Here is a 23,852-nt window from a genome sequence, read left to right as displayed (position 1 = left end):
TTTACCCTTCTTCCGCATATAGTTTGGTCATAGGTTCAGGCTCAGCATAAGGTAATAGCTCTACAATCAGCTTTTTAAAATACGGTGTTACCGGTTCTATGTTCTCTAACTGAGTTTGAATGGTTTTCTTCGTTGAGGAAATTAATTTATCCACTCTTGAAAGTAAATGTCTGGACTCTTCTTTCGTTAGCTTTAAAGATGGTGTTTCACTAGCTGATTCGAACGTTAAAGTCGACAACGCTTTGATAAAGCTCGTATTCTGTGATTGCTCTATACAGATTCTCTCTTGAACAAGCTTCTTGTATAAAAGGGCTTGCTCAACAATCCGGATCCATTTGTCATCTTCAAAAAAACGAAAGAATTTTGAAACGATCGCTGATTCTCTTGTCTTCAAGCTTGACATTAGCCCATCAAGGTTTTGATGTTCCTCTTTATAAATGGAAATTTTGCTTTCGTTGATTTCTTTAATCGCCTTGGCTAATACTGCGATAAGGTCCACATCATCTGTGTCGGCAAGGATTTTATAGTAAAGGCTGCTGAAGTATACTCCTGCAAGTACCGTAAGCTGCCTCTCTTTCAATGGATCAATCTCAGAGATTGTAACCTTTTCATGGGTATCAAGGGCTATCTGTAATAACATGGCAGTCGAAATCCACTGTACAACTTCTTTATTCAAGGTCCGTCCCTCATTCACAAAAGGAAGGAGCAGGAAATAAATCCGATCCCGATCAATGTAAGGCTGATCGATATATTCCTTCAAGTAAGAGTGATGCAACTGCTCTTCTATGTATTGATGAATGATATTCGCTTGATGGTTACAATCAATGAATTTCATACCCTTTAATCCCCATTTCTACTATGTATCGGTCTAAAAATTTCAGCAATAGATATTATACCATAAAATCCTCAACAATAGGGAATCAGTCTTACCCCCATATTTAGCTGAGTATAACAAAGGGGACGACTACGAAGTTCAACTCTTCATAGTCAGTCCCACCTGTATCTTCTCTGGAACGTAAATGCTCAGAGTATTATTTCTTGTTATCACTTTCGACTTCACCGTAGCTTGTAACGATTGTTGCTTTTCCTCTAACTTTAATCGCAGAGGTATGGTCTGTAAACTGAGCAATCATGACTTCACCCTTATCAAGCTTTTCTGAATGATGAAATCGGGTATCTGTCCCTCTTGTCAGCCCGATCACGTTCACACCATCTTCAATCGCCTTAATCACAATATAATCATTTGAATTCATCCTTGGCTCACTCCTAATTCTTTATAAAAGAAAGAACTTCGCTTCGTGCTTGAGAGTCTTCTTTAAACGAGCCCCTTACCGCAGTTGTCACTGTACTTGAACCAGGCTTCTTTACACCTCTCATTGTCATGCACATATGCTCAGCTTCAACCACTACCATTGCACCATAAGGCTCAAGGGTTTCCATGATCGTATCAGCCACTGTCGAAGTGATTCTTTCTTGTAGCTGAGGTCGTTTAGCAACAGATTCAACGGCCCTTGCCAGTTTACTAAGTCCAGCCACTCTTCCGTTTCTGGGAATATATGCTACATGAGCTTTTCCGTAGAAAGGTACCAAGTGGTGTTCACACATTGAATAAAAAGGAATATCCTTCACAAGCACCAGTTCTTCATGCTCTTCACTGAATATTGTTTCAAAGTATTCTTTCGGATCGTGACCGATTCCCGAAAATACTTCTGCATACATCTTCGCGACACGTTTTGGTGTATCTAATAAACCTTCTCTATTAGGATTCTCTCCAATAGCTTCTAATATTAATCGAACTGCTTCTTCTAATTGGCCATGATTGACTTGTGCCATTATGTTGTCCTCCTAAAATAACTTAAAGAAATAGTAACATTGTTAATATTAGCACAAGCCTATAATGTCATCAAAGACTAGTGCTTTAGAAGTTTTATAATAATATAAAACTTCCTTTTATGGAATAAAACTTCGTACATATTTTAAGGAGAAATAACCATACTATAAATGAATAGCAAAAAAGGCCGCATAAATATGCGACCTTTTCTTTACGCTCAAAGTATGTAATTATTTTACAGCTTCTTTAAGCGCTTTACCTGGTTTGAAAGCAGGTACTTTGCTAGCTGAGATTTCGATCTCTTCACCTGTTTGTGGGTTGCGACCTTTACGGGCTGCACGCTCACGTACTTCGAAGTTACCGAATCCGATTAATTGTACTTTATCACCGTTTGCAAGTGAGTTTTGAATTGTATCGAAAACAGCGTCAACCGCTTTTGTAGCGTCCTTCTTAGATAGCTCAGCAGCTTCTGCAACAGCATTGATTAGTTCTGTCTTGTTCATGCCATTCACCTCCTCCCAAGGAAATGTCTCAGTCATGATTCATTTACTTTAATATCATTAGTAAACAAGTTTAGCGAATTCTATACATAAAGTGTAGAAAAAACGCTTGAAAACGTTGCTGAATCAATATTCAACAACAATTCTGTTAAAAGATTATCACAATAGATTAACCTTAGCAAGAACAAATCAAGAAATAATGGGAATCTTTTCTTATTTGATACACAAATGTAATAGAATCCCCTCAAAACCCTTTATTCTTGCCGTCTATTCAACCTATCACTTCTTTTCGATGACTGCAACTAATACCCTCTCCTCTTTGGGTACTCTATCTTACTTCCCAACCTTGTAATCCCTTAAACATCGACTCCCCTATTTTCATCTAGGATGAATACCCAACAGGTTGCATCACCCTGAAATTTCATTGTATAAACCTATATACATCAAGGTTTAAGAGCCTCCCCTTGCGTTTTTACACCTATTTCGTCCCAGCTTTAAATTTATAAATACACAAGGTGAAAATCAGCAATTAAAAATCGGGATTTCATAAAAAAAAAAAATCAGAGCTATAAGATGAAAATGAAAGATTTCAAAGAAGCAAAATAAAAAAAGACCCCCCTAAGAAGGTCATAAGACATTTATAATATGATGGCGATCAATCCACCTGATCCCTCGTTTATGATTCTTTCCAACGTATCTTTGAGTTTATATCTTGCATTCTCAGGCATTAAGGAAAGTTTTGCTTGGATTCCCTCTCTTACAATGGAACTTAAGCTTCTGCCGAAGATATCGGAATTCCAGATGGAAAGCGGGTCATCTTCGAAATCCTGCATTAAATAGCGCACCAGTTCTTCGCTCTGTTTTTCTGTACCGATAATCGGTTCGAACTTGGACTGTACATCCACTTTGATCATGTGGATGGATGGTGCTACTGCTTTCAAGCTGACTCCGAATCTGGAACCCTGTCTGATGATTTCCGGTTCATCCAGACTCATATCATTTAACGAAGGAGCTGCGATGCCATACCCCGTCTGCTTCACCATTCTCAATGCATCTGAAACCTGGTCGTATTCCGCTTTTGCATGAGCGAAGTCCTGCATTAATTCCAGGAGATGATCTTTCCCGCGAATTTCCACCCCTACAATCTCCTTCAGTACTTCATCGTACAGTTCGTCAGGGGCGTACAGGTCAATTTCTGCAATCCCTTGCCCCATATCAATGCCGGCAAGTCCTGCCCGTTCGATATGATCAAATTCACTGAAGTAATGAACAACACGATCCACATCCCGCAGTCGTTTAATATCCTTAACGGTTTCTTTCACGGCTTCCTGATAGTTCTGTCTTAGCCAGTGCTCTTCTTTCAGAACCATTACCCAGCTTGGAAGATTCACATTCACTTCAAGTACCGGGAATTCAAATAGTGCTTCTCTTAACACGTTGAGGACGTCTGAGTCTCTCATGCTCTCCACACTCATGGCGAGAACTGGAATGTCATACTTATCTTGAAGTTTCACTCTTAGGTCTTCTGTCTCAGGAGCATGAGGTCTCGCCGAGTTGACGACCATGATAAATGGTTTACCTACTTCTTTCAGTTCCTCAATGACTCTCTCTTCCGCTTGGATGTAATCGCCTCTACCAATTTCCCCGATGGAACCGTCGGTTGTCACCACAACTCCAATCGTGGAATGTTCCTGGATGACTTTACGCGTACCGATCTCGGCCGCTTCATGGAATGGAATAGGCTCTTCATACCATGGGGTATTGATCATTCTAGGTCCATTTTCATCCTCGTATCCTTTAGCACCCGGGACCGTATATCCCACACAATCTACCAATCTCACATTCACTTCCAGCCCTTCATCCACGTGAACGGAAATGGCTTGATTAGGAACAAACTTCGGTTCTGTCGTCATGATGGTCTTGCCTGCTGCACTTTGGGGTAATTCATCCTGCGCTCTTGCACGTTCCGATTCACTGGCTATGTTAGGAAGGACCACAAGTTCCATGAACTTCTTGATGAATGTTGATTTTCCTGTTCTAACTGCTCCTACCACACCTAAATAGATATCTCCGCCTGTTCTTTCGGCAATGTCCTTAAATAGATCGACTCTTTCCAAGAGATTCCCTCCCATCTTATATTCCAGGGATGTTTCATCCGTGTATTCTGTCTCACATTCTATATTTATGATGTTGTCCCAATGACTTATGACTATTAATATGCTTTTTTTCCCCCCTTATGATTAAAAGTATAAAAATTTATTATGTCTGAGCATTTATGATCATTAGTTTTGATGAAATTTCCCTATAAGGATGACAAAAAAATAATAACCCTTCCCTTACAATATATTTTGCAAGAAAAGGGTTATGCCTATTTTGTCATAAAGACAGGTTCGTTATTTTCATCAACCGTATAGGGTAAAGAATATGCTGGAACAAAAAAAGTGTCCTCTACTAGAAAATTCCGGATATCTACACCAGGCTTGAATTCTTTATCAGTCGATTTGATCTTTTCAAATAAGTCCATTGAGTAATCTACAAATATGTCACCGTCACCATTAATGACAAGGGGAAGGTTTTTGTTTGAGTAAGGGCTATTTACATACACATCACCATCATAACCGAGTTCTTTATAATTTAATGTATATACATTATTGGCTACTTCCTCTTTAAATGGCGGGTACCCCTGAGCTTCTATTCTGATTTTCAATTCCCTTATTTGTTCCGCCAGACGAAGATCAAAAATCTTGACTTGAGGATCTTCCTCCACGTCAGTCAGAACATATTGAAAAATCCCACCGTTTTCAAAAGCATTCCCTGGAATCTCTGCTAAGTACTGAGGTGAAAGCTTTCTGAAATCAATCGGATACTTCTGATATATGGGCGTGTCCTGGTCTCTGGTCTTAATTGGAAGCAACCCATTATTGTCCTTCTGATAGGTTACGACCGCATCTTGTACAGCTTTCACCTGCGTTTCATAAGGGATCTGATTCTGACTAAGCTTTTCTTCAGGGTACATACATCCAGAAAGAATACTCATAGTTAAAATAAGAAGAAATGCAATTAAACCTAAGCGTTTCAATCTAAAAACGTCCTTTCAATCGGACAGCAACCTAATTGGTCGGTCCACTAAATACAATATAGATCATCATAAGTCCACCAGCAATCATCATTATATATGCCATGAATGCTGTAATAAAACGCAAGAATTTCTGCTTGATCTTATACCTGCTAAAATAGATCGTTAATATGGCAAAAAACATGAATCCCATCGATGCAAACGAAATCCACATCTTCATCATTGAATCCAACATACATCCCTCCTGTTATCGAATGTATTATATCATAAGATTTTTACAAAAGAATAGAAAAGAATGGTTGTTCAATAATCTGTTACAAACCTAGGATGTACCTATACTGACTATCCAAGGCAGAGATTATCAAAAAAAAGAGCTTCCCAAGTATTTCAGCATCATTAAACTGATGTCAAAATACTTGAGCTGCTCCAAACAAAGCGAGACCTACCCATCCATAGGCAAAGCTGTGTATATTCATGACAGTGTATGCAACAAGGGAGTGGTTCGCATCCTCGAATGCCTATTATTCCAAGATTAATTCATTGTTTCGAAAGAATGATCTACTCCTCAATAAATCTTCATTATTGAAGCTTGGTCATGCATTCTATCGTAAAAGAATAGCTTAATTTAATCGCTCTCCGAGAATATTCACGAGGTCTTCCATCTCGTTTGTCTTTACACGTCCCATTAAATGGTCTACCGCTTCTTTCGCTTCTATTTTATTGAATAGCACATCATACAAAGCGTTGGTAATGGGCATATTCACTTCATACTTGTCTGCTAACTGATGGGCAGCTTTCGTTGTGCGTACGCCCTCAACGACCATCCCCATGTTGTCAAGGACCTCATCAAGGTTATGACCCTTACCAAGCATGTTTCCCGCTCTCCAGTTTCTTGAATGTACACTTGTACATGTAACAATCAGATCACCGATGCCTGTTAAACCTGAAAATGTTAATGGGTTTGCTCCCATCTTGGTTCCTAAACGGGCTATTTCTGCGAGTCCCCTCGTTATTAGAGCGGCTTTTGCATTATCTCCATATCCCAAGCCGTCTGTGATTCCGGCTGCAAGGGCTATGATATTCTTTAATGCTCCACCGATTTCAACCCCCAGCATATCGGGATTCGTATATACACGGAAATTCATGTTCATGAATAAGTCCTGAATCTCTTCAGCAGCCTTCATATCCTTAGAGGAAACGGTCACAGTCGTTGGATGCCTCAAACTCACTTCTTCAGCGTGACTAGGTCCAGACAATACCACCACTGTATGTAAGTTATCAGGGTTCATTTCATCTTCAATCATCTCTGAGATTCTTAGAAGTGAATCAGGTTCAATTCCTTTACTCACATGAACAACGGTCAATGGTGCACTTTGAACCTCTTGAATTTGACCCAAAACTTCGCGGATCGCTTTCGTCGGAACAGCCAGAATGATCGTATCAACGCCATCTAAAGACTCACTAAGATTATGATAACCCTTGATGGATTCCGGGAGCTTGACCTCTTTCAGGTACTTTTCGTTGGTATGTTGAGTATTAATTTCATCAATCTGTTCTTTTTTGTGTCCCCATAATCTTACTTCCAGTCCATTATCAGCAAGGACCATGGCAAGCGCCGTTCCCCAGCTCCCTGCTCCAACAACCGTTATTTTCTTTGAATTTTTCATTTTTACACCCACCTTATTATTTTCTTGCGCGAGCAATAATACGAATAGGAGTCCCTTCAAATCCAAATGCATCACGTATTCTATTTTCCAAGAATCGTTCGTATGAGAAGTGCATTAATTCTGGATCATTCACAAATACCACGAATGTTGGCGGCTTCACAGCCACTTGTGTCGCATAGTAGATTCTGAGTCGCTTACCATTATCTGTAGGAGTAGGATTCATTGCTACTGCATCCATGACCACTTCATTCAACACGCTTGATTGTACTCGTAGTGCATGATTTTCACTTGCCAGATTAATGATTGGCAGTAATGTGTGAATGCGCTTCTTTGTTTTGGCAGATAGAAAAACGATTGGAGCATAATCAAGGAATTGAAAATGGTCGCGGATATTCTTTTCCCATTTATTCATGGTTTTCTCGTCTTTATCAACGGCGTCCCATTTGTTCACGACGATCACGATTGCGCGACCTGCATCATGAGCATACCCGGCAATTTTTTTATCTTGCTCGATAATCCCTTCTTCTCCATCAATGACAGATAAGACGACATCGGAACGTTCAATTGCTCTAAGAGCTCTTAACACACTGTATTTTTCAGTGGTTTCATACACTTTACCTTTTTTCCTCATGCCTGCAGTATCAATGATGACATAATCCTGTCCATCATACGTGTAGGAGGAATCAATGGCATCCCGCGTCGTTCCTGCAACATTACTCACAATCACACGCTCTTCACCTAATAAGGCGTTAACCAAGGAAGATTTCCCAACGTTTGGTCGACCAATTAATGAAAATTTGATCACATCTTCTGCATAGTCCTCTTCTTCTTCTTGTTTAAAGTTTTTCACAACCTCATCAAGAAGGTCTCCTAACCCAAGTCCATGAGAACCTGAAATTGGATACGGCTCTCCAAACCCCAGTGAGTAAAAATCATAAATCATTTCTCTCATTTCGGGGTTATCAATTTTATTAATCCCCAGTACGACCGGTTTCTTAGAGCGATAAAGGATCTTGGCTACAATTTCATCTGCAGCTGTAACACCTTCACGGCCATTCGTTAAAAATACAATCACATCTGCTTCATCAATAGCGATTTCAGCCTGCTGCCTGATTTGATCAAGGAATGGTTCATTCCCCAGTTCAATCCCACCGGTATCTATAATGTTAAATTCATGAGTCAGCCACTCAGCAGAACTATATATACGGTCTCTTGTTACACCAGGTACATCTTCAACTATGGATATTCTTTCTCCAACAATTCTATTAAAGATCGTGGACTTCCCAACGTTTGGACGTCCTACGATTGCTACTACTGGTTTTGTCACGTTATTCACCCTTTCTGTAAGAAGGTTATCCTATTCTTACATTTCCTCTTTTTATGCCTTTTCAATCATCACTTGGAGCTATGCATAAGAAGGACTGGCCCTTAAGGTATTGTTTCCTTATGGGACAGTCCCCCTAACTTAACTATTTTATCAATAAAAGAATAAACTAGCAATCAATGTTTTACAATGATAAATAGTCCTTCATCCAGTTCATGGGCAATGCCATCGAGAATCGCCTCTAAATTCGCACAGATCTTTTGCAATTCTTCATCTGTTTTACAATAAAAGACGCTTGTTCCACTTGGAACTTTTTCAGGTGATGTCGTAACTGTCGCGAGAATAAACTTTTGGATCGTTGTACTCATTCTAATTTACTCCCTTCCTGATTCGCCTTCGATTCTGACGGCATTCTTATCGCATTTTCCAATGTCGGCACCTGCCCAAGAATGGCAATAGCTTTCTCTACATCCTTTCGCTGCGGGAGGACGAATACACCTATTCGACCATCGTCTAAATCCCTCTTGGCCAGTGGCGTTAAAGCCGGAGTTCCTGAATCTTTAAATATCCCCAAAGAAGTAGACATGTCATGAAGAATAGCTTGCCTTTGACCAAGATTCGCTACCGTTGATCTGGCATCGAATGATTTGGGAGAAAGAACAAACCCCATTCCATACTTTAATATTTCTTCTTGTCTTACCTTTAATCCAATATTCATAATGTAGATATTATCAACGTATAGTCCTGCCCCATCAAAGTGAGGCTTCACATATTCAATGTTTACGATATCCTTCAATCTGCCTCCAGCCATTAGTTTATGAGCAGCCATCATACATATCGCACTGATCAGCACCGCTACATAGAAGTTAAAGACAATATAAGCTAAAGTGGCTAAGAGAGAAGTGAAAATAACCAAATAATTACGGCTTTCAAATGCTACAGCAATCCCCTCGATGTATGTAGCTCCTCTAGGAACAAGTTCATATGCATCTAACTCTGTCAATGTGTTTCTCTCCATATTTCGCACATCCCGAAATTGAGAGGCAGCAACGGTTAAGAAAGTAATCGCCGTGAAGTTCTCCTCAAGTAAAGCAGGAATCGCAATGGTACCTAATCCAGCAGCAATAAACCCAAGAGCAATATGTATAATCTTCCCATGCAAATAAGTGGGATATTGGCGATAGTCTGTACGCAGCATATAGATTCTGGTTAATGTCCCAACTACTACTCCGAAGATGACCGGATACACATACTCATTCATAGATTCTTCATTTCCCCTTTGTTTGTTTGTACTTTGATGTTGAATAACTGATTTATTTCTTCAAACAACTTTATCGCTAAGAGCATTCCAGTTGAAATAGCCAGGAGATCGAGGTAAACAGGTCCACCGATGGGGTATGAAAATCCTACATTCTTTAATGGAACGCTCATAAAGACTTCTCCAACTATACTGCACCCGGTAATAGAGATCATCCTGAGCACGTAAGAAGATGAACCATAGAAAAGAACACTCAGAAAAACAAGCGATAGAGCAATTATTAGGTTTCGATCAATGAACATAAGAACAGGATCATATATAGCCACTAACCCTATGCCCGCATATAGCATCCCCATCGTCAGAATGGCTACAAGCATATATAACTTCTCTCTCAAACTAAGAATTCTTAAGTAATGGATACAAATAAGACCTAAAATAAATACCGGTGCTGCGACCTCCACAGGACCTACTTTTACACCATATGGAAACACGCATAATAGCACTAAACAAATGAAAGAATAACGGAAACGATATGGGTGTGCCTTATTCATCATAAACGTTGTATAAATCCAAATTCCCCAAATCATCCATAAATACAGAATCCCATCCACAATCACTCACTCCCTCCTATTATCTACATTATGGAAAATCTTTATGTATCTCATTCATGTATGAATCATTTTTTCAAAGAAAAAATAAGAAAGGGAGGTGTTTATGATGGGTAAAGATCGTCAAGAAAAGAAACTAAAACAAAGCAAACGAGTCGAATCAGACAGAGACCAGGGCCTGCACTATAACGGAGCAACAAGCCTGCAAGGAACGGAAGAAGCCAAAAAGGGACAGAGATAACCAGAAAAGTGGAGGCGGCTTAAAGAGGCAAGATGGACTGGCCGCCGGAGCTGTACAACTAATAATTCAGACGAAATTGTTTTACAAAAATACCCAAACACAGACTGCAACTCAAACTCATTTCAAAAAAAGAACGAATTCTCAAAAGAGAATTCGTTCTTTTTACTTATTAAACGTTCTATTGCTATAACTTGCAGGATTCAATCCCCTAACGTCCAGCCAATGAAACACGTCGCCTGACAACACGAGTGGCACACTGTGAAGATTTTCTAGACGCCTGCACCCCAGCGCACTCATCAGGAACCTTATATCTGTATGAATTTGATTCACTTCTACAATGGTGTCTTCAAGTCCTGAATCTAAAAGCTGCTTGAGAATGATCCCTGCCATTCCTACTGCAGATGCTCCTAACCCTAGAGATTTAACGATGTCTAAGCTATTTTGGACACCACCTGAAGCAAGAATCGGCTTCCTGGATGTTACATGACTTTCAGCAATCGAAATGGCAGTGGGTATACCCCAATCATCGAAGAATTCTAACATTCGTTTTCTGCGTTGATTTTCGATTTTAGAGAAGTTGGTACCACCGAATCCTCCCACATCAATGGCTGAAATGTTCGAGTGGGACAAGGATTCTGCAGCCTCTTTACTGATACCAAAACCTGTTTCTTTCACAATGACAGGTACTGGAATACTTTCAGCAATCTCCTGTATTCTGTCCATGGCACCTCGGAAGTCCCTGTCACCTTCGGGCATGGTTAATTCTTGTATGACATTTAAGTGGATTTGCAACGCATTGGCTCTAATCATCTCTACGGCATCTTTTGCCTGTTGAACGGTTGCTTCACTTCCCAAATTACCAAAAACGATGCCATTCGGATTATGCTGACGAACGATTTCGTACGTTTTTCGTTCAGAAGGGTCTTTAAGTGCGGACATTTGAGATCCGACAGCAATGGCCAGACCTGTTTCCCGAGCAAGAATCGTTAATTCTTCATTTATTTTAGAAGTTGATTCCCCACCGCCGCCTGTCATAGCATTTATGAAAATTGGCGAACTCCAATAAAGTTCGCCAATCTCTGCCTGTAGATGAACTTCATCTACTGCTATATTCGGTAAGCTTTGGTGGACAAAAGCAACTTCATCAAAACCTGTTCTTCGTTGTTGGCCAGTTGATAAAGCGTAATTAATGTGGTCTTGCTTTCGTTGGGCTCTTGTCACTATTCATCACCATTACTTAAGATCTTTTAATTTGTCACCAATCATTTCACCTAATTGGAAGCCGGTATTTTCTTCAGGCATTTCGTAATCAGTCACTTCTTCCTCTTTTTCTTCAAGAGATTTGATGCTTAAAGATAAACGTTGATCATTCTCATTTACATCCAATACCTTCACTTGTACTTCTTGGTTTTCCTGAAGGACTTCGTGCGGTGTACCGATATGCTTATGTGAAATTTGAGAGATGTGAACCAGACCTTCAACACCAGGTAACACTTCTACAAATGCTCCATATGATACTAAGCGTTTAACCACTCCGTCCAGAACACTGCCTTTAGGTGCTTTCTCAGAAATATTACTCCAAGGTCCTGGTAGCGTTTCTTTAATGGATAAAGAAATACGTTCGTTGTCACGATCGACGCTTAGAACTTTGACCTGTACTTTTTGTCCTTCAGTCACTACGTCAGAAGGCTTTTCAACGTGTTCGTGAGAAAGTTGGGAGATATGCACCAATCCATCTACTCCACCAATGTCTACGAACGCTCCGAAATCTGTGATACGCTGAACTGTACCTTCAAGAACAGCACCAGATTCAATATCCGTAAGAAGCTGCTTTTTCTGGTGTTGCTTTTCTGCTTCTACAACAGCCCGGTGTGATAGGATTAGACGATTTTTTTCCTGATCCAATTCAACAATTTTGAACGTTAATGTTTTATCCTTATAGTCCGAGAAATCCTCAACATAATAATCCTCGACTAATGATGCAGGAACAAATCCTCTAACTCCCAGATCAACTACAAGTCCGCCCTTCACAACATCTTTGACTTCCGCTTCAAAGATGTCGCCATTTTCAAAGCGAACCTTCATTTCTTCCCATGCTTTTTCAGCATCTACTTTTCGTTTTGAAAGAACGAGAAGTTCTTCTTCAACTTTTGTCACGATTAACTCAAGTACATCCCCTTCACTGACTACATCAGAAGCTTTTTCGATATGAAGGCTTGAGAGTTCACTAATTGGAATGATGCCATCCACTTTGTTATCTTGAACGTCTACTAAGACCTGTTTCTCTTCAACCTTAGTGACTGTCCCTTTAACTTTTTCACCGATTTCAAGATTTTTCACTTCAATTCCATTCATGTCTTCCATTATGTACTCCTCCTTAATCCATGACTGCAAAGATTTTTGATAATTGTGAGACTTCACAATTTATAATATTCTTTCTACTAACTTCTAATAAATACTACTTTTTGTCAAGCGAGAAAGCTCATATTATTCTTGCTCATGTATTAGTTTTTCGATGTGCTGCATAATAATTTCAGTTGTTTTCTCTGCATTCAGTTTTTGTTCTCGAATGTCCTCCATAGCAATAGGCGGCCCGAATACGACCTTTAATTTCCTGAAAGGCTTATAGGGTCCAATAATTGCACAAGGTACTACGTGAGCATCGGAACGAAGAGCAAAGAAACCTGCTCCTGCTAATCCCTTACCTACTTTACCTGTCTTACTTCTAGTACCCTCTGGGAACAGTCCTAAAACATCTCCTTGTTTAAGGACCTGCAAACCTTTGCGGAGTGCTTCCCGATCACTCATTCCCCTTTTCACCGGGAAAGCCCGTAAATCGGGTAATAGCTTACCTAATACCGGGACATTGAAAAGCTCTTCTTTAGCCATAAAAGATACAGGTCTGGGAGCTGAAATCCCCACTACCGGGGGATCTAAGTTATCAATATGATTGGTGCATAATAAGACTCCCCCCTCTTTAGGGAAATGCTCCAATCCTTTGACCTCAATGCGATAGAGAGGGGAAAGAATCGATTTTACGAGACCTTTAGCAAAGGAATACAAGTTCACATTAACCTTTCCTTTCTACTAACAGCATAATTTGATCCACTACTTCAGGGATGGATAGTGAAGTTGTATCTATTTCAGTTGCGTCGTCCGCTTTCTTAAGTGGAGCCACTTCTCTTTCTGAATCGATCTTGTCACGGCGGGCAATTTCTACTTTTAATTGTTCCAGATCAGAAGGGAACCCTTTCGAAATGTTTTCTTCATGTCTTCTTTGGGCTCTTTCATCTACACTTGCCAGTAAAAATACTTTTATTTCAGCGTCGGGGATAACATGGGTCCCGATATCTCTTCCGTCCATTACAACAGCACCTTGTTTAGCCAATTGCTGTTGCCTGTTCACCATCTCTTCTCTAACTTGAGAATGAACGGCCACATGAGATACTGAATTGGTAACGGCGGCTTGACGGATTTCATCTGTCACATTTTCCCCGTCTACATATACAATTTGGCCATCTTCAATCGGTTCAAGCGTGATTTTTGTTTGAGTTAATAATTCCTTCAATTCATTTTCATCGTGCAAGTCTATATTCAGTTTCAAAGCTTTATATGTTAATGAACGGTACATCGCCCCAGTATCAATATAAAGATAAGATAATTTCCCTGCTACAATTTTTGCCACTGTACTTTTCCCCGCAGCTGCAGGACCATCGATCGCAATTCTTAATTTCTTCAACTAATCCACCTACTTAATTTCCTAATAATTTTCTTACCTATTTTAACATAAATCACCCATCACGTTGAAAGAATCTTTATTCTAAAAGGCTCTTTTCACAAAGAATGTTGTTTTGTTACATAAGATCTGCCAGTAGCTCTGTCAACAAGCGTGTGCTGGATGGTGAGGGGAACCGCTCCGCTTGCAGCTAGCGTTCGGCCGAGCCTCCTCAGCTTAGCCGAACGGGGTCTCGGCACGACAGTACTTCCGCAGGAGTCTACGCTGTTCCCCTCACCATCTATAAAAAAATTTCGCGACAGAGCTTAAAGGTAACAAAAAATACAAACTAAAAAAAACAGAGTTTCTATTATACAAGTGGAAATTGACCAATGATTTCTTTAAAAAGATGTGTTTTTCCAAAAATTTTTTTATTCGTGTGCAACTGGGTGTCATCTCCCATTTATCAATTCAGCCGTCACAAAAAACTTGACTAACTGCTCAAATGAAAGCTTTTAATTATTGTAATGTAGAATTAGGACAAGCTAAATCATCGAGGTAATAACAATCAACAATGACTAATAACTGATTTTTGAGCTATCATAATGAGGTTAATCTGATGCTCCTTTGTAGATAGTTTGTTTTTGGGAACAAACGCTCAACTTATCTACAATAGGAGCTTTTTTTGTGTTTGTCTATCCGTCATTAGGGAGTCAGAATATATAAGCACAGAGTGAATTGTAGCGAAGGCACTTGACTCCTGCGGGAGATAGAGGAAAAGTCGAGACCCCACAGACGGGACTCGACTTCCTCCCCGGAGAATCTTGTGCCTGGAGCGGAAAGGAACGGTCCCTGTTTTCACACTACCACTCAAGATAAATCAACTTTTTTGGAAGTTATGCGAAGGCAGTGAGTGAGACCCTACAGGACCCCACAGGCGTATCCGAGGATGCTAACCGCCCGCATAGCGGAAGGCACCCAGTAGAGGAAACCAACTACTACTTTCTTCTGTAAAATAGTCACATTGTATACGAAAAGAGCCTTCTAAAAAAAAGAGCAGGTAATTAATCACCTGCTTTACCGGATAAGGTTTCGACTATTTCACTGTACTCCATTTTTTCGACGCCTTCATAAAAAACGATCTTATTTAGCTCCGGAAGGATATTTAATTCATGGATAACGAATTGGACTGCTATTAATAAAATGAAATGTATAATGACTAATTTAATTAATATTCGCTCAACGGATTTAATCGTTCTCACCCTTTTCCTATTCATAGAAAAAGTATGTGTAAATTATGGAATTTTATTCAAGTAATCCTTTTTTTCGTAAGTTCAACTGTCTTTCAAAGCAAAATCTTAAAATAAGCTGTCGTTGATTTTCAGTTAAATGAACAAATTCAATGCTTGCAATTTTTTTGTGACCTTTTTCCCAGATACGGATAACTTTACCTTCTATCTCTACATACTGGTTCTCACCCGTTTGCATGGGCAAAACGATGGTCGTAGATATGTCAGAACCACCTTTCAGGTCCATTCCTTCTCTCACCAATACTGCGCATCCTCCTGCACTTATATCCTCTGTAAGCGTTGGAAAATAACCATCATTTATTTTTATTGAGACATCTGTGTTCGCTTCTACTCGCACAAACTGTCTTCTTTGGACCTTTGCTAAACCTTCCTCACCTGGATAATGAATGTGGATCATCGGTATTTTGGATAGTTTGCGGCCCTTCACTTCTGTTTCAAACATAAGTACCGTCTGCTCATTAACGATGAAACTTGCTTTAAGTTGTGTACCATCTATTAAGAAAACGGCTTTCTCTTTTTTTGTATGAATAGGGTAATCGATATAAAGCCCTTCTTCCCCGATTTCAACGACCCGGCACCTATACCGTTCAAATGTATCATTATGTATGGGTTCCAACTGTAATGTGGTACCTACTTTTATCATAGTATAATACTCCCGCTTTCCCGTTTTATGTATCTATATTATGGCATGACATTCAGCACCTTTCCATATCTTTTTGAATCTCTATTCTGAATTTTTCTACATCTAAAGAAGAGGGACGGACCTCCCTATCGGAGGTCCGTCCCTCTAAAAGCTTAGACGACTTCTTCATAAATCGGTTCCGCTTTTTTGAGTTTCTCTACTTTTTCTTCTTCTCCTGTGTTTGCATTGATAAATATTCTAAAGGTATCGTTACCCAGCATCCCTAAGAATTCGTAGCAGAGCACTTCTTCATTAAGATCATTCACAATTACCGCTTTACGTTCTTCCATTACTTTAAGATTAGGGTTTGTCGTTTCTTTAGCCTGTGCTTGAGTAATTGACGGTTGTCCGATTTCTCTGTCATGATTATTCTTCAAATATTCTTCAGCAGCAAATCCGACCATTTGTCCATTATCTAATGCTACCTTTATTTTAACAGAGTCCGGATAAATTCTTACACCATCCAATACTGTCACATAGGTGAAAATGCCAATGTTGTCATACTGGGCACTTTCAAATAGTTCTAATTTTTCAAAATCGTTATCCTTCAGGAAGTCAGTCGCTTTCTCTGCCGCTTTATTTAAGCTGATTTTTGGTTTCTGCACTTCCCGATTGTTGATATACCAGATTGGATATCCACCTTTTTGAGTTATATCCATACTTGCATGTGTCTTACCGTTTTCAATCGTAACACTATAAAATTTATAGTCCGAGCCTTTTCCACTCTTTGTTACTTTTGCATCAGCCTTTTCACTTATCCCGGAATATTTTCTCAAGATTGAAACGGCCTCATCCTTTGAAATCTCTTTCCCTTTAATCTTCCGAAAGTTTTGGTCTTTCTTCTCGGTATTCACAAATGTTGTCGTTCCAAAGTTTGCTTCATCATATCCTGACACATTTTTTTCAACGGTCTTGAACCCGTCTATAATGGTGTTATCCGCTTGTTCATTTCCCGTTGCCAGAGCAAGTTCCACGTCCATCCATCTTAAATTGTTCTCCATAACCAGATGCTGAACCTTTCTTAACTGATTCTGAATATCGGCACTTTGTTCATATAAATTTTCAAGTGATTTATATTCTTTATCCGTTAATGGATTCTTGTCTAAATCTCGCACTGCCACACGGTAACTAAAATCTCCGATATTACTTAAGAATTCCTCTGTTTTATTAAAAGGAAGCAGGGTTAAGGGAAGCTGCCCTACATCGCTGTGTGCCTGAGAAGTTAATCTCCACACATCGGCAAGTGCCGGAGACAATGATTTCCTTGAATTCATGGCAAGAGTCGAACCAATCTTATCGTGAAGGAGATCCACTTGATAAGTTAACTCATGAAACGCTCTTTGATAGTTATTTTCAGCATTGATTAATATTGCATTTTTTTCCTGATGCTCTTGGTATCCCCAGAATGCGGTTCCTGCAACTCCAAGGACGAGCACCGTTATTAAAATGACACGTAGCAATTTACTTCACCTCTTTAACTACAGAATATGTGCTTTCCTATTTTCTTGATTTGTGGACGTGACCAAATCCACTTGCTTGTTGCTGTCACAGGGTTAAAGTAATAGAGAGCACTTGAAGAAGGATCCCAACCGTTTATTGCATCTAAAACCGCTTCTTTCGCTTTTTCATTTGGTGTTAACCATATCTGACCGTCTGCTACAGCTGTAAAGGCACCAGGTTCAAAAATGACACCTGCGGCTGTATTCGGGAATGCAGAACTGTCTATCCGATTGAGAATAACGGCCGCTACTGCAACTTGTCCCTCATACGGCTCACCACGGGCTTCTCCATATACGGCATTTGCCATAAGTTGAATGTCGTTCTGTGAAAATCCATTAGGCGTGTTCACTGCCGTTGGCTTCGATGGAGTGGGTGTTGGTTTTGGAGCAGGCTTCTTTTGAGGAGCTGCTTTTCCACCGGATGTTCCGCCTCCTCCAGGACCTTTTTGTTTATTTAAATCTGTTCCGCCATAATGACTGAAATTGTTGCCTTTTTCAATTTGTTCTTTTACAAATTGCTTGTTATACTTTGAGGCTTTCACCAGTTTTTCTTTTGTTTTCGCTCCTGCCAAACCATCAATGGGAAGTCCAAACTCATATTGAAAGTTTCTTAGAGCCCAATATGTGCCCCACCCAAATACTCCATCGATATCACCGTTATAGTACCCGATATATTGAAGTCTGGATTGCAGCTCGATTACATCCTCACCTGTTGCGCCATGTTGTATCACTTGATTCGTAAAAGCATCTGCCTTCTCTCCTTCAGATGAAATCATAAAAAGAGAACACATAAGCACCATGACGACTGAAGTAGAAATCAATTTGAAACGACTTTTCATAATGCTTTAACCTCCATATCTTCAATTAACATTAACTCTAGTTTTTGTTGAGGCTCCCATTTTATACAAGCGAATAATAAAATTTAGAAAACAACCTACCACATCATTGATAAGACACTGTAATGTCCCAGCAAAAGCCATGTAAACTATCAGAGTTATAATAGAATGAGGATTACTTCAAACAAATCCGCAATAAAAAGGGGAGGTCATGATGGAGGATTATCTAGCGAAGTCATTAGATGAGTGGAAAGAAGATATTTCAGAGGTTTTGGATCAGATTAACACTGACTATGAAGAAATAAAGAAGGAACTGAAGGTGTATTCCTATAAATACGGTATTACAAAGCAAGTCATTCAATCAACAGTGAATGAGGAAATTATCGAAAATATCAGGGAAATGTATCATAAGCCTTTTGAAGAAAAGTACAATGAACTGAAGGAATACATACGCGAATTGGACGAAAAAAGAAAGGTTTTTCAAATGTTCGTGAATAAAATTGATGAAGTGAAACGGAAAGAAGCACCTAAAACGGACCTGGCAGCTGCCTACAAGTAAATATTTTATTAAACCGTCTTTGCAAAAGGCGGTTTTTTGGTGCGAGGGAGTAAATCAGGGATCTGAAAATGTAAAAAAGACGCTTCAAATAGAAAGCGTCCTTTTAAATAATTTCTTTTTCGAAATCAGTACCCGTGTATTTCTTTTCTGTTAATCGATGAGCACTTTTCACTTTCTTCAAACCAAGCCACCATAAGAAAAACATAAATGGTACCATATAATAAATCCAGTTTTTCTCAGCTAAGAAGATGTAATTATATGTTCCGTGTAACAGTAGGGGTACGGAAATCGCAATGAAAAGCCACTTATGCCTTTCTTCACTGGAGGAAAACTTTGCTTTGCCTAAGTAATATCCCATAATGACACCGAACAACGCATGACTTGAAACAGGCAGGATCGCTCTTCCAAATGCATGTTCAACACCGTTAGCAACCAAATACAAAATATTTTCAATAGTAGCAAATCCAAGTGACACACTTGCACCATAGATAATGCCGTCGTAAGGTTCATTAAAATCAACATGTTGGAAGATCGCAAACATTAAAATAAACCATTTGAAAAATTCTTCTAAAAGTCCGGAAGAAATAAATGCCGTCGACCAATTTGAATCAATGATTCCTTCAACTTCTAAAACATATTGTAAAAACATAATAGGAAAGGTAATAAGAGCCCCATACATAAAGGTTTTGAACACTAGCGTAATAGGTTCTGCCTCATATTCATCCCGCAAATAAAAGTAACTTAGCAATGCTAATCCTGGTGCTATACCCGCTGATAAAATCACCAGCATAAAAAAGTCCTCTTTTCTTTCTGTTTTCTTAATCGTATCATGTTAATGTAAGAATGGAAACAGGAATTTATTTGGTTGGAGGAATGAATGATGAAGAAAGATATTTTGGTGATACATACAGGTGGTACCATCTCTATGATGGAAGACGAAAAGACTGGAGCAGTCACTCCCGGGAAGGAAAATCCCCTTTCGGTACAAACGTCTATCGTATCGAATTTAGCAAATCTAACCGTCTTAGAAGCATTTCATTTGCCTTCCCCCCATATTACACCAGAGCATATGCAGCAATTAAAAGAGATAATCGAAACGAAATATAGGGAAAAATCATTTGATGGAGTCGTCATTACCCACGGAACTGATACACTCGAAGAAACTGCCTACTTCCTGGATTTAACCCTTTCTCTTCCAGTCTCCCTTGTCGTCACAGGGGCAATGAGATCAAGTAATGAGATTGGAGCGGACGGTCTGTATAACCTCATTTCATCCGTTCGGGTAGCCGCTGATGACAAATCCAAGAACAAAGGGGTTTTAGTCGTCCTGAATGACGAAATCCACTCTGCTAAGAACGTGACCAAAACTCACACAAGCAATGTATCTACCTTTCAAAGTCCGCAGTATGGTCCAATCGGGATTGTGACTAAAAGAGGCGTTCTTTTTCATCATCAGCCCACATCAAATGAGCATTATCAGGTTTGTGACATTTCCAAGAAAGTTACCCTGATCAAAGCATATGCGGGAATGGATTCAGGCTTATTAGTTGCCATAAAAGACTTACACTACGATGGGGTTGTCATCGAAGCATTAGGACAAGGAAATCTCCCGCCTGATACGGTCGATGGAATTAATGGGCTGTTAGCTGCTAATATCCCAGTTGTATTGGTTTCGAGATGCTTTAATGGGATTGTTCAGGATATATACGGCTATTCTGGTGGAGGTAAGCAACTGAAAGAAAAAGGGGTTATCTTCTCAAATGGTCTTAATGGACAAAAGGCAAGAATCAAGTTAATGGTGGCTCTGTCCCAAACCGATGACATTAAAAAATTAGAAACGATTTTCAAAAATTAAGGTTGTCTTTCCATCAGGATCATAAGCAACCATCATGAAAGAAAGAGGCTCACATCAGAGCCTCTTTCTTTTGTTATTTTTCTTTTTGTGTAATGGATTCAGCGATCAATCCGCCATGCAAACGACCATTTTCAATAAAGATCTCATTCGCATTGTTTCCCGCAGCAATGACCCCTGCAATATAGACATCTTCTACATTCGTTTCCATCGTTTCTTGATGAAAAGCAGGTCGTCCTGTTTCCTTATCAATATCTATTCCCATTTTCGTCAGGAAGCTATGATCCGGGTGATAACCGGTCATCGCAAACACAAAGTCATTTTTGATTTCTTTTTTCTCCCCCTTTACATTGTAAATGACAGAGGCCTTTGTAACTTCCTCTACACACGCGTTGAATTCCATCGTTACTTCGCCATTTCTGACAAGCGCATCAAAATTAGGGAGTATCCAAGGCTTCACACTTTTTGAGTACTCGTTTCCTCGATATAATACGGTGACTCTGGCACCCGCTTTATTCAATTCAAGTGCTGCATCAACCGCTGAATTCTTCCCTCCAATCACAACCACATCTGTGTCAAAAAAGGGATGTGCTTCTTTAAAATAATGAAACACTTTCTCTAATTTCTCTCCTGGAATCTCTAAATAATTGGGATGATCATAGTAGCCGGTCGCAATCACAATCGATTTACTTTCATACATTCCCTTTGAAGTGGAAACGGAAAAACGGCCGTCTTTCTTCTCGACTTTATGAACGGTTTCGAATCGGTTGATTCTTAATTCTTTCCGCTTCGCTACTTCACGATAATACACAAGTGCTTGATTCCGCCTTGGTTTGTGTTCTTCAATAACAAAAGGAACGTCACCAATTTCAAGCTTCTCACTTGATGAAAAAAACGTTTGATGAGTGGGATAGTGGTAAATGGCATTCACGATATTCCCTTTTTCAATGACTAAAGGATCGATTCCCTTTTCTTTTAAACTAATAGCAGCTGACAACCCACATGGTCCCCCACCTACAATAATGCATTCTTCCATTTTCAAATTCAGACACTCCTTCAATTCCTCTATCTGAATGGTAATTTACGTTCGTGCACTTCAGATTTTAAAATGTTTTCTACCCAATTATTATGTAATAATATTACGTTTTGGTCAAAAGGAAGCACTCGAATCTCATGTTCCTCGTCAGTAGTATGATTTCTAATTTCTGCTGAAATTATTGTAAAGCGCCATTATTTAGAATTGAAAAAGGATGAGATGTCATCCATCTCATCCTTGACTGAAATTAAATCCAACCTCTGAACCGGCATGCTTCGGCCATTTTTCTTACGCCAACCATATATGCGGCGAGTCTCATATCGACTCTTCTGGACTGGGAAGTTTCGTATACATTGTTAAAAGAGCTTACCAAAATCTTCTCCAATTTTTCTTCCACTTCTTCTTCAGACCAGTAATACCCCTGATTATTTTGTACCCATTCAAAGTAAGAGACCGTCACCCCACCCGAGGATGCTAACACATCAGGGACCAGTAAGATTCCACGCTCTGTGAGGATTTTCGTTGCTTCCAAGGTTGTCGGTCCGTTCGCTGCCTCTACCACAATGCTTGCTCTTATATTGTGAGCATTCTTTTCTGTGATCTGATTCTCGATGGCTGCAGGAACGAGAATGTCACAGTCCAGCTCTAATAGTTCTTCGTTTGTTATCGTATTATTAAATAATTTCGTAACCGTTCCAAAGCTATCCCGACGATCCAGCAAATAATCAATATCTAACCCATCTTCATCATGAAGTCCACCGTAGGCATCAGAAATCCCAATCACCTTTGCTCCTGCGTCATGCATAAACTTGGCAAGGAAGCTTCCAGCATTACCAAAGCCTTGAACGACTACTCTCGCACCTTTAAGCTTTATTCCTTTTTTCTTGGCTGCTTCATGAATACAAATCGTCACACCCTTCGCTGTTGCCGTTTCACGACCATGGGACCCTCCAAGCACCAATGGTTTCCCTGTAATAAACCCTGGAGAATTATACTCATCAATTCGACTGTATTCGTCCATCATCCACGCCATGATTTGAGAGTTTGTAAAAACATCAGGAGCGGGAATATCTTTAGATGGCCCAACAATTTGGCTGATTGCGCGTACATAACCACGACTCAATCGCTCGAGCTCTCTAAATGACATATCCCGGGGATCACAAATGATCCCCCCTTTACCTCCACCGTACGGAAGGTCTACAATTCCACATTTCAAACTCATCCATATGGAAAGCGCTTTAACTTCTTTTTCGGTAACATTCGGGTGAAATCGAATCCCACCTTTTGTTGGTCCAACTGCATCATTATGTTGAGCACGGTATCCCGTGAAAACTTTTACTTTTCCATCATCCATCCGGACTGGTATTTTAACCGTTAACATTCGTACAGGTTCTTTTAATAATTCATATACTTCTTGTGAATACCCCAATTTATCAAGTGCAAGATTAATAACCGTTTGTGTTGATTTCAATACATCGTGTTGATCTGATGCTTGGTGATTTTCTTTCCCCTTATCGGCTACCATTTATGTAAACCTCCCAGAATACTTCACTGTTTAACGGAACCTCGTCCGCTTTCATGACATAGTATACACGTTTGAATTCTTCTTGCAAAGAAGGAAAATTAAAAAAAGAGGATTTTTTTGAAAACGCTATCATAATCGAAAAGCGGAGGCGGCTTGGTTAGAGGCGACAAGCATAAGGCGAACCTGCCGGAAAGGTGTCCTTTGCCTTTTTGGCAGGTTTGACTTATGACCTCGAGCCTCTAGCCGCCGGAGCTGGACATATCGAAAAGCGGAGGCGGCTTGGGCAGGTCCGACAAGCATAAGGCGAGACCACCGGAAAGGCGCTCTTTGCCT

Annotated in this window: 26 protein-coding genes; 3 read left to right on the top strand and 23 right to left on the bottom strand. The window is 39.8% G+C overall.

What is annotated here, in order from left to right; translation table 11 throughout:
- Position 1 precedes the first annotated feature (1 nt).
- The 12 genes from AC6CIB_RS00130 to AC6CIB_RS00075 form a co-directional block, all read right to left on the bottom strand.
- On the bottom strand, positions 2–835 hold the full coding sequence (locus tag AC6CIB_RS00130; RefSeq protein WP_498277253.1) for a heptaprenyl diphosphate synthase component 1: 834 nt from the start codon (positions 833–835) through the stop codon (positions 2–4).
- Between the two features lie 196 nt (positions 836–1,031).
- Positions 1,032–1,253 (bottom strand): trp RNA-binding attenuation protein MtrB, encoded by a 222-nt coding sequence (mtrB, locus tag AC6CIB_RS00125; protein WP_034758340.1) that lies wholly within the window; start codon positions 1,251–1,253, stop codon positions 1,032–1,034.
- A 13-nt stretch (positions 1,254–1,266) separates the two neighbouring features.
- A complete protein-coding gene (gene folE / locus AC6CIB_RS00120) occupies positions 1,267–1,833 on the bottom strand; it encodes a GTP cyclohydrolase I FolE (RefSeq protein WP_498277252.1) in 567 nt (188 codons plus the stop codon).
- A gap of 228 nt (positions 1,834–2,061) precedes the next feature.
- Positions 2,062–2,334: a non-specific DNA-binding protein Hbs gene (gene hbs, locus AC6CIB_RS00115; protein WP_034758336.1), complete on the bottom strand. Its 273-nt coding sequence runs from the start codon at positions 2,332–2,334 to the stop codon at positions 2,062–2,064.
- A gap of 635 nt (positions 2,335–2,969) precedes the next feature.
- Positions 2,970–4,448, bottom strand: coding sequence for a stage IV sporulation protein A (gene spoIVA, locus AC6CIB_RS00110; protein ID WP_498277250.1), 1,479 nt, complete (start codon positions 4,446–4,448; stop codon positions 2,970–2,972).
- 251 nt (positions 4,449–4,699) lie between these two features.
- On the bottom strand, positions 4,700–5,410 hold the full coding sequence (locus AC6CIB_RS00105) for a YphF family lipoprotein (protein ID WP_498277248.1): 711 nt from the start codon (positions 5,408–5,410) through the stop codon (positions 4,700–4,702).
- Between the two features lie 31 nt (positions 5,411–5,441).
- The gene (locus tag AC6CIB_RS00100) at positions 5,442–5,642 is read right to left on the bottom strand and encodes a DUF2768 domain-containing protein (RefSeq protein WP_148969471.1); all 201 of its coding nucleotides are present in this window, start codon (positions 5,640–5,642) and stop codon (positions 5,442–5,444) included.
- Positions 5,643–6,027: 385 nt separating this feature from the next.
- Complete coding sequence (locus AC6CIB_RS00095; RefSeq protein ID WP_498277246.1) at positions 6,028–7,074, bottom strand: NAD(P)H-dependent glycerol-3-phosphate dehydrogenase; 1,047 nt, start codon at positions 7,072–7,074, stop codon at positions 6,028–6,030.
- A 16-nt stretch (positions 7,075–7,090) separates the two neighbouring features.
- Positions 7,091–8,401, bottom strand: a complete 1,311-nt coding sequence (gene der, locus AC6CIB_RS00090; protein WP_498277245.1) for a ribosome biogenesis GTPase Der — start codon at positions 8,399–8,401, stop codon at positions 7,091–7,093.
- 173 nt (positions 8,402–8,574) lie between these two features.
- Positions 8,575–8,766, bottom strand: a complete 192-nt coding sequence (locus tag AC6CIB_RS00085; RefSeq protein ID WP_113970716.1) for a capping complex subunit for YIEGIA — start codon at positions 8,764–8,766, stop codon at positions 8,575–8,577.
- Positions 8,763–9,659: a YIEGIA family protein gene (locus AC6CIB_RS00080; RefSeq protein ID WP_498277243.1), complete on the bottom strand. Its 897-nt coding sequence runs from the start codon at positions 9,657–9,659 to the stop codon at positions 8,763–8,765. Before AC6CIB_RS00080 ends, AC6CIB_RS00085 begins: the two co-directional genes overlap by 4 nt.
- Positions 9,656–10,273 carry a YphA family membrane protein gene (locus AC6CIB_RS00075; RefSeq protein WP_498277241.1) on the bottom strand — a complete coding sequence of 206 codons (618 nt, stop codon included), beginning with the start codon at positions 10,271–10,273 and terminating at the stop codon, positions 9,656–9,658. The genes AC6CIB_RS00080 and AC6CIB_RS00075 overlap by 4 nt, the downstream gene beginning before the upstream one ends.
- A 100-nt stretch (positions 10,274–10,373) precedes the next feature.
- Here AC6CIB_RS00075 and AC6CIB_RS00070 point away from each other — a divergent pair, with 100 nt between their 5' ends.
- Positions 10,374–10,505, top strand: coding sequence for a YpzI family protein (locus tag AC6CIB_RS00070; protein ID WP_498277239.1), 132 nt, complete (start codon positions 10,374–10,376; stop codon positions 10,503–10,505).
- A gap of 162 nt (positions 10,506–10,667) precedes the next feature.
- Here the strand turns inward: AC6CIB_RS00070 and fni are convergent, their stop codons facing one another.
- From fni to sleB, 8 genes are all read right to left on the bottom strand, one after another.
- Complete coding sequence (gene fni, locus AC6CIB_RS00065) at positions 10,668–11,726, bottom strand: type 2 isopentenyl-diphosphate Delta-isomerase (RefSeq protein ID WP_498277237.1); 1,059 nt, start codon at positions 11,724–11,726, stop codon at positions 10,668–10,670.
- A gap of 12 nt (positions 11,727–11,738) precedes the next feature.
- Positions 11,739–12,872, bottom strand: a complete 1,134-nt coding sequence (gene rpsA, locus AC6CIB_RS00060; protein ID WP_498278590.1) for a 30S ribosomal protein S1 — start codon at positions 12,870–12,872, stop codon at positions 11,739–11,741.
- Positions 12,873–12,992: 120 nt separating this feature from the next.
- A complete protein-coding gene (locus tag AC6CIB_RS00055; RefSeq protein WP_498277235.1) occupies positions 12,993–13,574 on the bottom strand; it encodes a lysophospholipid acyltransferase family protein in 582 nt (193 codons plus the stop codon).
- A gap of 1 nt (position 13,575) precedes the next feature.
- Positions 13,576–14,244 (bottom strand): (d)CMP kinase, encoded by a 669-nt coding sequence (gene cmk / locus AC6CIB_RS00050; RefSeq protein ID WP_498277233.1) that lies wholly within the window; start codon positions 14,242–14,244, stop codon positions 13,576–13,578.
- Positions 14,245–15,284: 1,040 nt separating this feature from the next.
- Positions 15,285–15,482, bottom strand: a complete 198-nt coding sequence (locus tag AC6CIB_RS00045) for a YpfB family protein (protein ID WP_498277231.1) — start codon at positions 15,480–15,482, stop codon at positions 15,285–15,287.
- 43 nt (positions 15,483–15,525) lie between these two features.
- Positions 15,526–16,173 (bottom strand): flagellar brake protein, encoded by a 648-nt coding sequence (locus tag AC6CIB_RS00040; protein WP_498277229.1) that lies wholly within the window; start codon positions 16,171–16,173, stop codon positions 15,526–15,528.
- A 152-nt stretch (positions 16,174–16,325) separates the two neighbouring features.
- A complete protein-coding gene (gene ypeB, locus AC6CIB_RS00035; RefSeq protein ID WP_498277228.1) occupies positions 16,326–17,672 on the bottom strand; it encodes a germination protein YpeB in 1,347 nt (448 codons plus the stop codon).
- Between the two features lie 14 nt (positions 17,673–17,686).
- A complete protein-coding gene (gene sleB / locus AC6CIB_RS00030; RefSeq protein WP_498277226.1) occupies positions 17,687–18,550 on the bottom strand; it encodes a spore cortex-lytic enzyme in 864 nt (287 codons plus the stop codon).
- A gap of 211 nt (positions 18,551–18,761) precedes the next feature.
- Between sleB and AC6CIB_RS00025 the strand changes: the two genes are divergently transcribed.
- Positions 18,762–19,106 carry a hypothetical protein gene (locus AC6CIB_RS00025; RefSeq protein WP_148970017.1) on the top strand — a complete coding sequence of 115 codons (345 nt, stop codon included), beginning with the start codon at positions 18,762–18,764 and terminating at the stop codon, positions 19,104–19,106.
- A 103-nt stretch (positions 19,107–19,209) separates the two neighbouring features.
- Here AC6CIB_RS00025 and prsW read toward each other — a convergent pair whose 3' ends face one another.
- Complete coding sequence (gene prsW, locus AC6CIB_RS00020) at positions 19,210–19,896, bottom strand: glutamic-type intramembrane protease PrsW (RefSeq protein ID WP_498277224.1); 687 nt, start codon at positions 19,894–19,896, stop codon at positions 19,210–19,212.
- A gap of 87 nt (positions 19,897–19,983) precedes the next feature.
- Here prsW and AC6CIB_RS00015 point away from each other — a divergent pair, with 87 nt between their 5' ends.
- Positions 19,984–20,961 (top strand): asparaginase, encoded by a 978-nt coding sequence (locus AC6CIB_RS00015; protein ID WP_498277222.1) that lies wholly within the window; start codon positions 19,984–19,986, stop codon positions 20,959–20,961.
- Positions 20,962–21,034: 73 nt separating this feature from the next.
- Here the strand turns inward: AC6CIB_RS00015 and AC6CIB_RS00010 are convergent, their stop codons facing one another.
- Entirely contained in the window at positions 21,035–22,000 is a 966-nt protein-coding gene (locus tag AC6CIB_RS00010; RefSeq protein WP_498277220.1) for a YpdA family putative bacillithiol disulfide reductase, read from the bottom strand.
- 241 nt (positions 22,001–22,241) lie between these two features.
- Entirely contained in the window at positions 22,242–23,519 is a 1,278-nt protein-coding gene (locus AC6CIB_RS00005; protein ID WP_498277218.1) for a Glu/Leu/Phe/Val family dehydrogenase, read from the bottom strand.
- Positions 23,520–23,852 lie beyond the last annotated feature (333 nt).

This window comes from Rossellomorea sp. GQ25, from assembly GCF_059758515.1.
Note: the sequence above shows the minus strand (reverse complement) of the source record. Positions and strands in the feature narration are given on the sequence as shown.